The sequence below is a fragment of the Streptomyces sp. NBC_00568 genome, from assembly GCF_026341855.1.
Lineage (GTDB): Bacteria > Actinomycetota > Actinomycetes > Streptomycetales > Streptomycetaceae > Streptomyces.
Map to the genome: position 1 here is coordinate 4,545,333 of NZ_JAPENW010000001.1, position 13,142 is coordinate 4,558,474.

15 protein-coding genes, 2 tRNA genes and 1 pseudogene are annotated in these 13,142 nt (G+C 71.0%); 16 read left to right on the plus strand and 2 right to left on the minus strand.

Translation table 11 applies throughout. The features are described 5' to 3' along the window. Window positions 1-151: 151 nt before the first annotated feature. The 5 genes from proB to OOK38_RS19750 all read left to right on the plus strand — a co-directional run bounded on the left by proB (window position 152) and on the right by OOK38_RS19750 (window position 5,718). Window positions 152-1,291, plus strand: a complete 1,140-nt coding sequence (gene proB, locus OOK38_RS19730) for a glutamate 5-kinase (RefSeq protein ID WP_266758671.1) — start codon at window positions 152-154, stop codon at window positions 1,289-1,291. 278 nt (window positions 1,292-1,569) lie between these two features. Next, the gene (locus tag OOK38_RS19735; protein ID WP_266765684.1) at window positions 1,570-2,028 is read left to right on the plus strand and encodes a hypothetical protein; all 459 of its coding nucleotides are present in this window, start codon (window positions 1,570-1,572) and stop codon (window positions 2,026-2,028) included. A gap of 61 nt (window positions 2,029-2,089) precedes the next feature. Then, window positions 2,090-3,376: a glutamate-5-semialdehyde dehydrogenase gene (locus OOK38_RS19740; protein ID WP_266758669.1), complete on the plus strand. Its 1,287-nt coding sequence runs from the start codon at window positions 2,090-2,092 to the stop codon at window positions 3,374-3,376. 508 nt (window positions 3,377-3,884) lie between these two features. Then, window positions 3,885-4,526 carry a hypothetical protein gene (locus OOK38_RS19745; RefSeq protein ID WP_266758667.1) on the plus strand — a complete coding sequence of 214 codons (642 nt, stop codon included), beginning with the start codon at window positions 3,885-3,887 and terminating at the stop codon, window positions 4,524-4,526. Between the two features lie 124 nt (window positions 4,527-4,650). Next, window positions 4,651-5,718, plus strand: coding sequence for a hypothetical protein (locus tag OOK38_RS19750; protein WP_266758665.1), 1,068 nt, complete (start codon window positions 4,651-4,653; stop codon window positions 5,716-5,718). A gap of 61 nt (window positions 5,719-5,779) precedes the next feature. Here OOK38_RS19750 and OOK38_RS19755 read toward each other — a convergent pair whose 3' ends face one another. After that, the gene (locus OOK38_RS19755; protein ID WP_266758663.1) at window positions 5,780-6,901 is read right to left on the minus strand and encodes a M48 family metallopeptidase; all 1,122 of its coding nucleotides are present in this window, start codon (window positions 6,899-6,901) and stop codon (window positions 5,780-5,782) included. Between the two features lie 70 nt (window positions 6,902-6,971). Between OOK38_RS19755 and OOK38_RS19760 the strand changes: the two genes are divergently transcribed. From OOK38_RS19760 to OOK38_RS19790, 7 genes are all read left to right on the plus strand, one after another. Then, window positions 6,972-7,163: a hypothetical protein gene (locus tag OOK38_RS19760; protein WP_266766036.1), complete on the plus strand. Its 192-nt coding sequence runs from the start codon at window positions 6,972-6,974 to the stop codon at window positions 7,161-7,163. A gap of 325 nt (window positions 7,164-7,488) precedes the next feature. Then, window positions 7,489-7,650, plus strand: coding sequence for a hypothetical protein (locus tag OOK38_RS19765; protein ID WP_266758661.1), 162 nt, complete (start codon window positions 7,489-7,491; stop codon window positions 7,648-7,650). A 69-nt stretch (window positions 7,651-7,719) separates the two neighbouring features. Then, entirely contained in the window at window positions 7,720-8,448 is a 729-nt protein-coding gene (gene nadD, locus OOK38_RS19770; RefSeq protein WP_266758659.1) for a nicotinate-nucleotide adenylyltransferase, read from the plus strand. 19 nt (window positions 8,449-8,467) lie between these two features. Continuing rightward, window positions 8,468-10,240, plus strand: a complete 1,773-nt coding sequence (locus OOK38_RS19775; RefSeq protein WP_266848618.1) for an LCP family protein — start codon at window positions 8,468-8,470, stop codon at window positions 10,238-10,240. Between the two features lie 113 nt (window positions 10,241-10,353). Continuing rightward, on the plus strand, window positions 10,354-10,797 hold the full coding sequence (rsfS, locus tag OOK38_RS19780) for a ribosome silencing factor (protein WP_266758656.1): 444 nt from the start codon (window positions 10,354-10,356) through the stop codon (window positions 10,795-10,797). Beyond that, window positions 10,794-11,480, plus strand: coding sequence for a histidine phosphatase family protein (locus tag OOK38_RS19785; protein ID WP_266758654.1), 687 nt, complete (start codon window positions 10,794-10,796; stop codon window positions 11,478-11,480). Before rsfS ends, OOK38_RS19785 begins: the two co-directional genes overlap by 4 nt. A 116-nt stretch (window positions 11,481-11,596) precedes the next feature. Beyond that, window positions 11,597-11,669 (plus strand) — tRNA-Ala (locus tag OOK38_RS19790). Here the strand turns inward: OOK38_RS19790 and OOK38_RS19795 are convergent. Further along, a complete protein-coding gene (locus OOK38_RS19795; RefSeq protein ID WP_266766035.1) occupies window positions 11,651-12,004 on the minus strand; it encodes a hypothetical protein in 354 nt (117 codons plus the stop codon). The genes OOK38_RS19790 and OOK38_RS19795 overlap by 19 nt on opposite strands. Here OOK38_RS19795 and OOK38_RS19800 point away from each other — a divergent pair. The 4 genes and pseudogenes from OOK38_RS19800 to OOK38_RS19815 form a co-directional block, all read left to right on the plus strand. Next, a pseudogene (locus OOK38_RS19800) lies at window positions 11,931-12,143 on the plus strand (MFS transporter); the annotation flags it as partial. The gene OOK38_RS19795 and the pseudogene OOK38_RS19800 overlap by 74 nt on opposite strands. A 69-nt stretch (window positions 12,144-12,212) precedes the next feature. Continuing rightward, window positions 12,213-12,386 (plus strand): hypothetical protein, encoded by a 174-nt coding sequence (locus tag OOK38_RS19805; RefSeq protein WP_261702676.1) that lies wholly within the window; start codon window positions 12,213-12,215, stop codon window positions 12,384-12,386. A 3-nt stretch (window positions 12,387-12,389) separates the two neighbouring features. Next, window positions 12,390-12,623 (plus strand): hypothetical protein, encoded by a 234-nt coding sequence (locus OOK38_RS19810; protein ID WP_010986886.1) that lies wholly within the window; start codon window positions 12,390-12,392, stop codon window positions 12,621-12,623. 435 nt (window positions 12,624-13,058) lie between these two features. Then, window positions 13,059-13,131: transfer RNA gene (locus OOK38_RS19815), tRNA-Ala, on the plus strand. Window positions 13,132-13,142: the final 11 nt, after the last annotated feature.

The window sequence follows — 13,142 nt, forward strand, 5'->3', positions numbered from 1 at the left end:
GAGTGGGCTCCGCCACACGCGAACCCCGGTCGTCGTCCTACGGGAACCGCGGTCGTACCCGGGTCGTCCGCCCGTCGAAACAGGGAGACGCCCGGCGCCCCCGCTCGCGTAGATTGCACACACCGGGCTCGTCGGAACATTGGGGAATCGCGTGTCAGCGGCAAGGAAAGCGGAGCGAGCGGGCGTTTCCGAGGCCCACAGGATCGTCGTCAAGGTGGGCTCCTCGTCGCTCACCACCGCCTCGGGCGGCCTCGACGCGGACCGGGTCGACGCCCTCGTGGACGTCCTCGCCAAGGCCCGCAGCGGAGGCGAGAGGGAGATCGTCCTCGTCTCGTCCGGCGCCATCGCCGCCGGGCTCGCGCCGCTCGGACTGCGCCGCCGTCCCAAGGATCTCGCCCGCCAGCAGGCCGCCGCCAGTGTCGGCCAGGGCCTCCTGATGGCCCGCTACACCGCCTCCTTCGCCCGCTACGGCATCCGCGTCGGACAAGTGCTCCTCACCTCCGACGACACCAGCCGGCGCGCTCACCACCGCAACGCCTCACGCACCCTCGACAAGCTCCTCGCGATGGGCGCCCTGCCGGTCGTCAACGAGAACGACACGGTGGCCACGGACGAGATCCGCTTCGGCGACAACGACCGTCTCGCCGCCCTCGTCGCCCATCTCGTACGCGCCGATCTGCTGGTCCTGCTCTCCGACGTGGACGGGGTCTACGACGGCGACCCCAGCAAGCCCGGCACCTCGCGGATCGCGCAGGTGCGGGAGCCCGCGGACCTCGCCGGGATCGAGATCGGCAGCACGGGCAAGGCCGGCGTCGGCACCGGCGGCATGGTCACCAAGGTCGAGGCGGCCAGGATCGCCGCCGCGGCCGGCATCCCCGTGGTGCTGACCAGCGCGGTCCACGCCGCCGACGCCCTCGCGGCCCGGGACACGGGCACCTACTTCCACGCCACCGGCAAGCGGTCCGCCGACCGGCTGCTGTGGCTCCAGCACGCCTCCACCCCGCAGGGCGCGCTCACGCTGGACGACGGAGCCGTGCGCGCGGTCGTCCAGCGGCGTACGTCGCTGCTGCCCGCGGGCATCGCGGCCGTCGAGGGCGAGTTCACCGCGGGCGACCCGGTCGAGCTGCGCGACAGCACGGGCCGGGCCGTCGCACGAGGACTGGTCAACTTCGACGCCAAGGAGATCCCCCAGCTGATCGGCCGCTCCACCCGGGAGCTGGCGCGCGAACTGGGCCCCGCGTACGAGCGCGAGGTCGTGCACCGCGACGACCTCGTCCTGCTGAACCCGTGAGGCTCGCGCTCCGGCGCGTTCCCCGGCCGCGTCCGTGAGACGCGCGTCCCGCTCTCCGGACGCCACGGGGACCTCATCCGCCAGACGCCGCTTCCGGAGCCCCAGTGGCATCCCTGAAACAGCTGTCCACTACACCCGTAAACGGCCGATTCCCCCGCCCCCACCGGGGGACGTTCCGTAAAACCGCCACACGGCGGCTTCTCACCTGCTCAACTTTGTGGCAGGGAGAGTCCGGGATCCGGTACGACCATTGGGTAAAGGAGGCCGTCGTGAGACGAGTGCGCCCTGGGGCGGCGGCGTCCCGCGGTGGTCCCGCCTCCCGTGCGCCGGGCGAGGAACGGGCCCTGACAAGTGTCGCGGCCGGCGACACCTACGAGGGCGAGCGGCCGGCCGACCAGCCCCGGCTGTGGCACGTCACGCTCAGCGTGTCGGGCGGCGAGGCCCCGCTGACCGAGGTCAGGCGCGCTCTCGAGCAGCTCGCCCACGACCACCCCTTCCTGCTGACCAGCCGGTACGCCAACGACCACGCGGAGATCCGCTACTGGGAAGAGGCCCGCGACCTGCACGACGCGGCGGCCGTCGCGCTGCGCCTGTGGGGCGAGCACCGTCAGACCGCCAAACTCCCGCCCTGGGAGATCGTCGGCCTGGAGGTCATCGACCGCGAGACGTACCACCAGCGGATCGCGGAAGGGTACGGACCGCTGCCCGCGACCCCTGTGGGAGTTCACCCGTTTTGAGCCCGTCTCGTCGTATGGGACAACCGCCGGACCGGCCCGCCGGGCGCACTACCCTTCCCTCATGACCACGCTCTCGCCGTACGACTCCATGTCCCCGGTCGCCCAGGCCGCCTATCGCGCGAAGTCCGCCGCCGCCGACCTGGCACCCCTGCCGCGTGCCGAGAAGGACGACGCGCTGCTCGCGATCGCGGACGCGCTGGAAGTCCGTACGAGCGAGATCGTCGCCGCCAACGCCAAGGACATCGCGAAGGCCCGCGAGGCCGGGACCAGCGAGACCGTCATCGACCGGCTCACGCTCACCCCCGAGCGCGTGCGCGCGATCGCCTCCGACGTCCGTGACGTGGTGGCGCTGCCCGACCCGGTCGGCGAGGTCGTCCGCGGCTCGACCCTCCCGAACGGCATCGACCTGCGCCAGGTCCGCGTCCCGCTCGGCGTCGTCGGCATCATCTACGAGGCCCGCCCGAACGTGACCGTCGACGCGGCCGCCCTGTGCCTGAAGTCCGGCAACGCGGTCCTGCTGCGCGGCTCGTCCTCCGCCTACGAGTCGAACACGGCCCTCGTGCGGGTCCTGCGCGACGCCGTGGGCGGGGCCGGACTGCCCGCCGACGCCATCCAGCTCGTGCCCGGCGAGGGCCGGGAGTCGGTCCGCGAGCTGATGCGCGCCCGCGGCCTGGTCGACGTCCTCATCCCGCGCGGCGGCGCGTCCCTGATCCGCACGGTCGTCCAGGAGTCCACCGTCCCGGTCATCGAGACCGGCACCGGCAACTGTCATGTGTACGTGGACGCGAACGCCGACCTCGACATGGCGATCGACATCCTGATCAACTCCAAGGCCCAGCGGCCCAGCGTCTGCAACTCCGCCGAGACCCTCCTGGTCCACCAGGACATCGCCGCCGACTTCCTGCCGCGCGCGCTGGACGCCCTCGCGGACGCCGGGGTCACCGTGCACGCCGACGAGCGCGTCCTCGCGTACGCCAAGGACTCCAAGGCCACCGTCGTGGAGGCCACGGCGGAGGACTGGGACACGGAGTACCTGTCCTACGACATCGCCGCGGCCGTCGTGGACTCCCTCGACCGGGCCGTGACGCACATCCGGCTGTGGAGCTCCGGCCACACCGAGGCCATCGTGACCACCTCGCAGCAGGCCGCCCGCCGCTTCACCCAGCTGGTCGACTCCACGACGGTCGCCGTGAACGCCTCGACCCGCTTCACCGACGGCGGTCAGTTCGGCTTCGGCGCCGAGATCGGCATCTCCACCCAGAAGCTGCACGCCCGGGGCCCGATGGGGCTGCCGGAGCTGACGAGCACGAAGTACATCGTCACGGGCGACGGCCACATCCGGCGCTGAGACACCGGCAGGGGCCAGGGGTACGCCCGCCGGGCTGCGGGCTGCGGGCTGCGGGCTGCGGGGTGACGGGCCGCTGGGCGGGTGCGGCGGCCTCGTACGCGCGGAGCCGCGCGTAGGGCGAGCCGTGGCTCCACGGCGGCCGACGCGCCTCCGAAAGGCCGGAGACGGGCCTGTGGGGCCGTACGGGCGCCCTTGAGCCGTGCGCGGAGGGCGTTCGGCGGATGTTCCAGGGCCCCGCCGAGCCGGACGAGCGGCCCGCGGGGCTCGCGTGGGCGAAAGAGCAGCTTCGCGGAAGGGGTCGCTTTTCGCCGGATGCCGGATGCCGGATGCCGGATGCCGGACTTCGGACGCCGGACGCCGGTCGCGCGGCGGGCGTACGAAGGGCGTGCGCGGGGCGCGCGGGTGACATCGTGCCGGGCGCCGGGGCGTGCGGCGGGCGCTTCACGGCCCGCGATCCGCGCGAGGCGCGTCTCGTCAGGTGGATGAATTTCCATACCGTCTGCCCAAATTGACCCCCCAGGTCTACTCTGGATCCGTGCCGGAGGACGTGGGGGGCACGCCGTTCCCTGACGGCTGGGAGCCCGACGACGACCGCGACCGCGGGGGTGCGGACGAAGAGTTCGCCTCCGTGGTCTTCGACGAGGACTTCGTACGGGCGGCGGTGATTCACGAACCGACCGCTGTGGAGCGACTGCTCGCCGCGGCCCAGGCTCGCGCGGATGCCTCCGAGGCCGAGGCGCGCCGGGCACGCACCCGCGGCGCCCGTAGTGACGACGAGCGCTACGAGGACGGCTTCGGCCCCGACGACCACGGCGATTTCGACCACGACCCCGACCTGGACGATCCGGACGACACCGAGGTCCTGGAGGGTCGCTACGGCGTACCGGGAATGTACGGCCGGCCCTACGGCAAGCAGACCCGCTGGCACCGCCCCGTCGCCTGGATCCTCGCCCTCGTCATGGGCGTCGGCATGGTCGCCCTCGCCTTCACGGCGGTCTACCGGGGCGCGTCCTCGGGCAGTCAGGAGCAGGTCCCCTCGCCCGCCTCCTCCGGCCTCGAACAGGGCCAGGAGAAGGTCACCGGCACCGGACCCTCGGCCTCGGCCGACTACTCCCAGCCGGCCGTGTCGGCGGTGCCGCGAACGCCCTGAGGCCGGTCCGCCCGTCGAGGCGCGGACGATCCCTCGAACAGCGTGACCGTCCTGGTGAGAACCTGTCAGAACTTGTCGCGTACCACAGCGTTTACCGGAGCTCCCGGCGACCTACTCTGAATGTATGGGCGGGCCTGGAGACCCACCTGAGGGGACACCCGAGGGCGCTCCCACTGGTGGAGAGGACGAGTACCGATCCGTCGTCTTCGACGAGTCGTTCGTCCGTGCTGCCCGCCTCCAGGAGTTCTCCGCCCAGGAACGCATGGCCGACCACAGCCCGGCCGTACGCCGCCGACCGCCCCTCCAGCGCGGGCTGTCCCGGCAGGCGCTGATCCTCGTCCTGCTGATCGCCATCGCCTTCGGTACCGCGATCTACATGGGCGTACGCCACCCGTACCAGACCCCCGCCACCCAGCCGGCCGAACCGCTGCGGATGACGGTGATCCCCCTCGCCCCGCAGACCGCGGTGCCCGGCGCCACGAGCACCGCGGAGCTGTACGCCGACAGCCCGGCCGCCCAGTTCCGCATAGGTGCCGACGGTGTCACGATGCCCGCCTCCCGGCGTACCGCGCACTTCTCCGACAGCCAGGTCGTGACCGCTCTGACCACCGCCAAGGACTACCTCGTCGAGTCGTCCCTCGACCCGAGCGTCCTGACCGGAGGCGCCACCCGGCCCGTACGGGTCCTGCTCGACCCGCAGCAACTCGACCAGTTCGACCAGAGCTTCGAGCACCCCATCGCCGACGGACGGCACGCGCCGACCGGCTGGCTGGTCCGCTTCGACGCGACCCGGGCGCAGCTCGCCGACAAGAAGATCCGGGTGCAGGGCACCCTCCAGGCCGCCGAGTTCGACGCGAACACCCTGGAGGTCGTCGCCGACCACACCTTCGTCTACGCGCTGAAGCCGGCCGGCGCGAACGCCGAGGCCAAGGCGTCACTGTTCACGGTCCGGCGCGAGCTGCACTTCCGCTTCGACCGTGACGACCTGCGCATGCACCAGGCGGAGCTGGCGGTGTCCTACGTCCAGGCCGGCCCGCTCGCCTGCTCCGAGGACACGGTGAGCCGGTTCCGGCCGCTGCTCGCGGGCCAGACGGCCAAGGCGGGCGGCCCGGCCGGCACCGACCCGTACGCCACCGGCAGCGCGACGGCCCTGTGCGGTTCGCTGGCCAAGAGCGCGCAGCCGAAGGTGTAGCCGGACTGCCTTGGTGCCGGGCGGCGCCGCGAGGTCAGGGCGGCGGCACCCGGCGGGGTGATCAGGCGCGGCCGTCGGTGTCCTCGTCGTCGGAACCACCCTCACGCGGTGCCTCCTCGGCACCCGCGTCCTTGGGCGCGCCGGTCCCGAAGCCCCCGAAGCCGCGCCGTACCCGGCCCCCGAGGTCGCCCGCACCGCCCGCGATGTCGCTGACCAGCTTCATCAGCGGGTCCTTGGAGCTCTTCACGTCGCTGGCGTAGCTGGCCGCCGACTGCCGGAAGGAGTCCGACACCGAGGTGTCCTTGTCCGCGTCGCGCCGCGGGTAGTGGCCGTCCATGATCCGCTGGTAGTCGCGCGACTCCGACCACTTCTTCAGCTCGGCCGCACGGACCGCGGTGAAGGGGTGCGTGCGCGGCAGCACGTTGAGGATCTTGAGCACGGAGTCCCGCAGGTCGCCCGCCGACTCGTACTCCTCGGCCTGCGCGAGGAACGCGTCCACGTTCATCTCGTGCAGATGGTTGCCGCCCGCGATCTTCATCAGGCCGCGCATCGAGGCCCGCAGGTCCTGGCCGACCAGGAGCCCGGCGCGGTCCGCGGACAGTTCCGACTTGCGGAACCACTCGCGCAGCGCGGTCACGATCGCCATGATCGCGAGGTTCCCCAGCGGGATCCAGGCGACCCGGACCGCGAGGCTGGTCAGGAACAGCAGGATCGTGCGGTAGACGGCGTGACCGGACAGCGCGTGGCCGACCTCGTGGCCGATGACCGCCCGCATCTCCTCCTCGTCCAGCAGCTCGACGAGCCCGGTCGTCACCACGATGATCGGATCGTCCAGACCGATGCACATCGCGTTCGGCTGCGGGTCCTGGTTCACGTACATCGGCGGGACCTTCTCCAGGTCCAGGATGTAACAGGCGTCCCGCAGCATGTCGTTGAGGTGCGCGAACTGGGCGTCCGAGACGCGCACCGAGTCGGACAGGAAGAGCAGCCGCAGGCTGCGCTCGGGCAGCAGGCCGCTCAGCGCCTTGAAGACCGTGTCGAAGCCGCTGAGCTTGCGCAGGGCCACCAGGGCCGAGCGGTCCGCCGGGTGTTCGTAGGCCCGCGAGGAGATCCCCTCGAAGCGCCTGCGCTGCCTGCTCGGCACCTTCTCGTGCCCGTTCTGCTCGTGGCCGTCGTCGGACATGTGTTCCCCCATGTGCGTCTGTGTGCCCTATGTGCCCCCAAGGCAGGGCCCAGCCTAGGCGGAGATACCGTTGACGGGCAGTACAGAGAAGGAGTCGTACGCCATGGAGCACATCCCCGCAGCCGCCTGGCTCACGGAGGCCGCGAACGCGGCGGACAAGCAGGGCCCGGGCAATCTGCTCCGGGTCGTCCTGATTGTCATGATCATCGGCGGGGTCCTGGGCGCCTGGTTCCTGCTGCGCGGCTACAAGCGCGACAACTGAGGACGACCGAGGACAGCAGAGGACAACGGGGGACAGTCGAGGCGGCATCGGCCGAAGCCGCCCCAGGCGGGGCGACCGGTCGGGCCGGCGGCGGAAAAGCCGCTTCCGCCGAGGCGGTCACGGCGCCCGGGAGGACCGGATCGACCGGGCGGGCCGCGGCGGACGGTCCGGCGAGGCGGTCACGGCAACCGGCTTCCCCAACGGCGGAGTCGGCGTGTTCGCGGCCGAGGCGCCCGCATACGATGGGCCGACGTCTTTATCCCGCCCTCCCCCACTCTCGACTCCGCTCGAGCGGGGGGACACCCATCGGATAGGTCCTGCCGAGATGAGCTTCCAGAGCACCGCTGCACAGTTGGTCACCGTCGCCGCCGAGGGCGAGAACGGCGGCAACCACGAAAGCCTCAGCCCGTACCTGACCGGCGGCGGGGCCCTGTTCATCCTGCTCCTGCTGCTGTGGATCACCACGCGCTTCAACCGCGACCGCTGAGCCCCACCGGGCCCGCTCGGGGCCCCTGTCGACCGGAGCCCGTCGGCCGGGCCGGTAGGGTCTGCACGCATGGGAGAGCAGGACATGCCTACCGGTCCGGCGAGTGACACGGAGAGCGGCGCCGTCGGCGCCGCCACGGGCCGTGCGAGCGGCACGACCGGCGGCACGGCGAAGCGCCTGACGGTCGGCCCCGGCAACGGCCCCTCGAATCCGGGCAAGCGCCGCCTCGGCGTCATGGGCGGCACCTTCGACCCGATCCACCACGGACACCTGGTCGCGGCCAGCGAGGTCGCCGCGCAGTTCCACCTCGACGAGGTGGTGTTCGTGCCGACCGGGCAGCCGTGGCAGAAGACCGACCGCAAGGTCACCCCGGCCGAGGACCGCTACCTGATGACGGTCATCGCGACCGCCGAGAACCCGCAGTTCTCGGTCAGCCGGATCGACGTCGACCGCGGCGGCCCGACCTACACGACGGACACGCTGCGCGACCTGCGCGCGCTCAATCCGGACGCGGACCTCTTCTTCATCACCGGCGCCGACGCGCTCGGCCAGATCCTCACCTGGCGCTACACCGAAGAACTGTTCTCCCTCGCGCACTTCATCGGGGTCACCCGGCCCGGTCACACCCTGACCGACCCGGGACTCCCGGAGGGCGGTGTCTCGCTGGTCGAGGTTCCCGCGCTCGCCATCTCGTCCACAGACTGCCGTGCGAGAGTCGCCAAGGGCGACCCCGTCTGGTACCTGGTTCCGGACGGTGTGGTGCGCTACATCGACAAGCGCGAGCTGTACCGCGGCTAGTGAGCCGAGAGGGGCACCGGTGAACGACCGATACGACGGATACGCGGGCGGCGACCAGTACGAACTCGTCGGCTACGACGAATTCGGGCAGCCTGTGTACCGGCAGGTGCCGCAGCAGCCTGCGCAGGGGTACGACGGCTACAACGCCCAGCAGCAGGGCTACGGCTACGACCCCTATGCGACGGGCCGCCAGGAACCCGTCCAGCCCTACGACACGGGCCGGCAGCAGCCTGTGTCGCCGTATGACACCGGTCAGCACGAGACGGTGTCGTCCTATGACACCGGTCAGCAGCCGTCCGCCCCCTCGTACTACCGCTTCGACGCCTTCGGTACCGGCGCGCCCGGAGCCGGCGGGACCACCTCGACGTCGTACGACCCCTATGGCCGGCAGAACCCCGGCACAGCGGGCGTCGCGAGCACCGGTCAGCAGCCCCGGGTCGCCGAGCAGACCGCCTACATCCCGCAGCAGGCCGGGCCGGCCGAGGACGCCGCTCCCCGGGCCGACCGGGACTACGGCACCGAGCAGTTCGCCTTCGTCGAGGAGCAGGAAGCCGAGTCCGAAGATGTCATCGACTGGCTGAAGTTCACCGAGAACCGCACCGAGCGCCGCGAGGAGGCCAAGCGCCGCGCCCGCAGCCGGGTCGTCTCCCTGGTCGTGGTCATCGCCCTGGTCGCGGTCGGTGGCGCCGGCTACCTCTGGTACGCGGGCAAGCTCCCCGGCACCGCCTCGGACAGCAAGCCGGGGACCACGACGGCCGTTGCCGCCCAGAAGCGCGACGTGATCGTCGTCCACCTGCACAACACCAAGGGCAGCGGCACCTCCACGGCCCTGCTCGTCGACAACACCACCACCAAGCAGGGCACCACCGTCCTGCTGCCCAACTCCCTCGCCCTGACGGACGACAACGGCTCGACGACCACGCTCGCCAAGTCCGTCGACGACGACGGCTCGTCCGGTACGCGGGACGCGATCGACACCGTGCTCGGGACCGACATCCAGGGCACCTGGCGGCTCGACACCCCCTACCTGAACAACCTCGTCGAGCTCGTCGGCAACATCGACATCACCACCAACGCCGACGTGCCGGACCCCGCCTCCAAGAAGAAGGGCGAGGGTCCGCTCGTCAAGAAGGGCGAGGACCAGACCCTCAGCGGCAAGATGGCCGTCGCCTACGCCACCTACCGGGCCTCCGGCGAGGCCCAGAACGCGCAGCTGGAGCGGTTCGGACAGGTCATGCAGGGGGTGATGCGCAAGCTGTCCTCGGACAAGCAGGCCGCGACCACCACCGTGCAGACCCTGGCGCAGATCCTCGACCCGTCCCTGACCGACCAGGACCTCGGCGCCTTCCTCGCCCAGCTCGCCGATCTCGCCAAGGGCGGCGACTACAAGACCGCGCTGCTGCCCGTGCAGCAGGACGGCACCCTGAGCGAGAGCGCCTCCGACAGCGTGATCAAGGACGTCCTGGGCGGTACGGCGAAGAGCCCCGAGGCCGGCGCCGCGGTACGCGTGGGCATCAAGAACGCCAGCGGCGACAAGGCGGCCGCGAGCCAGGCCCGGGTCGTCCTGGTCAACGGCGGCTACACCTACCTGGACTCCGGCACCGCCGGCGCCGCCCAGAGCGTGTCGCAGATCACCTACAGCGACGCGGCCAAGAAGGACGACGCCGTCGAGGTCGCCAAGACCCTGGGTCTGCCCGCCGGCGCGGTGAAGAAGGGCAAGGTCACCACCAACGCGGATGTGACCGTCGTCCTCGGCCAGGACTACGAGGTCAGCAGCACCCCCAAGGGGTGACCGGCATCACGCCCCGGGGCCGCCCGGGGCGTGATCGTCGAAAACGCGTGGGGTGCCCTCGGCGGTCCGTGAGACCCTTGAGTCATTACTGACCGCCGACGGAAAGCCGCGTAGTGACCGCCACGGACCGCTCCATCGAGCTCATCAACACCGCCGCACAGGCGGCAGCAGACAAGCTCGCGCACGACATCATCGCCTACGACGTCAGCGACGTGCTCTCCATCACCGACGCCTTCCTGCTGGCGTCCGCGCCCAACGACCGCCAGGTCAAGTCGATCGTCGACGAGATCGAGGAGCGCCTGAGCAAGGAGCTCGGCGTCAAGCCGGTACGCCGCGAGGGCGACCGCGAGGCGCGCTGGGTGCTCCTCGACTACATCGACATCGTGGTGCACGTCCAGCACAGCGAGGAGCGCGTCTTCTACGCCCTCGAGCGGCTCTGGAAGGACTGCCCGGAGCTGGACCTGCCCGAAGAGGCCAAGGCGACCCGCGGCAAGGGCGCCGAGCACGCCAAGCTCCAGGCCAAGGAGGACTCCGCCGAACTGGGGGAGCTGCGGTGAGCGCCGAGGCCGGGAACAGGGCGGGCGTGAAGGACGGCGGGAAGCCGGGCCGGGGCCGCCGCGTCATCCTGTGGCGACACGGGCAGACCTCCTGGAACGTGGACCGCCGCTTCCAGGGCTCCACGGATGTCGAGCTGACTGAGACGGGCATCGGGCAGGCCCGTCGCGCCGCCCGTCTGCTCGCCTCGCTCAGGCCCGACGCCATCGTCGCCTCGGACCTCAAGCGCGCCGCCGCCACGGCCGCCGAGCTGGCCGAGCTCACCGGCCTCGACGTCACCCACGACGAGGGCCTGCGCGAGACCTACGCGGGCGTCTGGCAGGGGCTGACGCACGAGGAGATCATCGCCCGCCACGGCGACGAGTACGCCGCGTGGAAGCGCGGCGAGCCGGTACGCCGCGGTGGAGGCGAGCTGGAGACCGAGGTCGCCGACCGCGCCGCCCCCGTGGTGCTGCGGCACGCGGACAAGCTCCCCGACGACGGCACCCTCGTCGTCGTCAGCCACGGCGGCACGATCCGCACCACCATCGGCCGCCTGCTCGGCCTGGAGTCCCAGCACTGGGAGAGTCTCGGCGGCCTTTCCAACTGCTGCTGGTCCGTCCTCGGCGAAGGCGCCCGCGGCTGGCGGCTCCTGGAGCACAACGCCGGCACGCTGCCTGAGCCGGTGCTCGGCGACGACGACTGAGCGGTGCCGGACGGCCCCCGTCCGGTCCCTCGGGCCCGGCGGGACCGGATTTCACTTTCCGGCTGGTCGCAGGCTAAAGTTCTTCTTGTTCGGCCCGCAGGGCGGGAAGAACGCAAGGGGCTATAGCTCAGTTGGTAGAGCGCCTGCATGGCATGCAGGAGGTCAGGAGTTCAATTCTCCTTAGCTCCACAGATCGGCTCTCTGTCGAGTTGTCGAAGATCGGTGATGAAGAATCCCGTTCCCGTCAGGGAGCGGGATTTTTCGTTGCCGCCGAAGCGGTGCCCGCCGTCGCCAGGGCTGCCGCCACCACCGGGAGTTCGCCCCCGGGGGTAGGCGGGCGGGCCGTCCGGCTCGGGCACCGTGAACAGCGTCCACAGCGCGTTGTCCACGCCCGAGTTGAGGGCCCCGGGTGTGAAGAGGGCGTCGCGGCAGGCACGGTTGGTGGCGTGCGCCATGGACGCCGACAGGCTGCTCGTGACCGTCACCCGGCCCGGTCGGCTCACGAGCGTCGCGGTCTTCGGCACACTCTTCTTGAACCGGCTTGAGTCACTTGGGGCCCCCGGGGCGTATACCTCTGCGGATGCGCTCCTGGCGTGCACGTATGCGCCTGCCGCGACGGCTGTGCCGGGTGCTGTGTCCGGACTGGTACGAAGGCGTCGCTGACCGTATTGCTCCGGCCGTGGCAGAATCAAACGGCCGGAAGGGGGCGCGGCCCGACGGGAGGGAGAAGCGATGCCTGCCAGCATCCTCGAGGAGGTCGACGATCTCCTCGAAGTGGCACTGAACCGGAAGAAAGCCACCCTCCTCGACTGCCCTTCCTGCGGATCGGTCCACGTTGCCCAGGTCCTTGGCGACAACGGTGGAATCTCCTACGTGTGCACGGCCTGCGGCCACAGCTGGAGCTGATTGATGGGTGCGCACAGGCGGAAATGCGATTGGTGCGGCAGTGGTACGCCGATCGTCCGCGACATGGAGCCGGTCAACCACGACTACCAGTACTGGTGTGAGGAGTGCGCGCGGGCGCTGATCATAAAAGGCGACCCGATCGAGACGTACCGCGAGCTGGAGGGCGAGCCGATCTACGGACGGCTCCTCGACGAGCACTGCACCTTGAAGCGGTTCTACTCGTTCGCCACGGCCTGACCCCGGGGACGGCCGGGGTGCCCCGCAACCGGGCGCCGTTCAGGCGCAGTTCCTGCCCGCCCGTCTGTGAGGTCCTCGTCCTGGCGCGTACCGGACCGACGGGGGAAGCCGTCACCCGCGGCCGTACGGCCGCCCAGGAGCCGCGTTCACGCCGCTCGCGGCCGGAACGCCAGTGCAGGGCCGGCAGGGCCCGCAGGGGCCGTGTGGCGGTCCGGGGGTGGCCCGTTCTCCCTTGCCTCCTCCCGACCGATCCGGCGGTGCCTCCGGGAACCCGGCTCGGCCTTCGGGAAGTCGCCCTGAAACGGACATCAGAACCCAAATCGGTACACACGGGAAACGATTTGGTGGTGCACCAGGGGGACCGTGTAATGTTGGCGTCGCCGCCGGGGAAACCGGGCGACACGGTGAATACGCGGCCTCGCCGCGTGGCCACGAGGGGCTATAGCTCAGTTGGTAGAGCGCCTGCATGGCATGCAGGAGGTCAGGAGTTCAATTCTCCTTAGCTCCACAGACGTTGAA

Excerpts from the sequence above, each read along its gene's own strand:
- OOK38_RS19740 (WP_266758669.1), top strand. The coding sequence starts at position 2,090 with ATGACCACGCTCTCGCCGTACGACTCCATGTCCCCGGTCGCCCAGGCC.
- OOK38_RS19750 (WP_266758665.1), top strand. The coding sequence starts at position 4,651 with ATGGGCGGGCCTGGAGACCCACCTGAGGGGACACCCGAGGGCGCTCCC.
- OOK38_RS19755 (WP_266758663.1), bottom strand. The coding sequence starts at position 6,901 with ATGTCCGACGACGGCCACGAGCAGAACGGGCACGAGAAGGTGCCGAGC.
- OOK38_RS19765 (WP_266758661.1), top strand. The coding sequence starts at position 7,489 with ATGAGCTTCCAGAGCACCGCTGCACAGTTGGTCACCGTCGCCGCCGAG.
- nadD (WP_266758659.1), top strand. The coding sequence starts at position 7,720 with ATGGGAGAGCAGGACATGCCTACCGGTCCGGCGAGTGACACGGAGAGC.
- OOK38_RS19805 (WP_261702676.1), top strand. The coding sequence starts at position 12,213 with ATGCCTGCCAGCATCCTCGAGGAGGTCGACGATCTCCTCGAAGTGGCA.
- OOK38_RS19810 (WP_010986886.1), top strand. The coding sequence starts at position 12,390 with ATGGGTGCGCACAGGCGGAAATGCGATTGGTGCGGCAGTGGTACGCCG.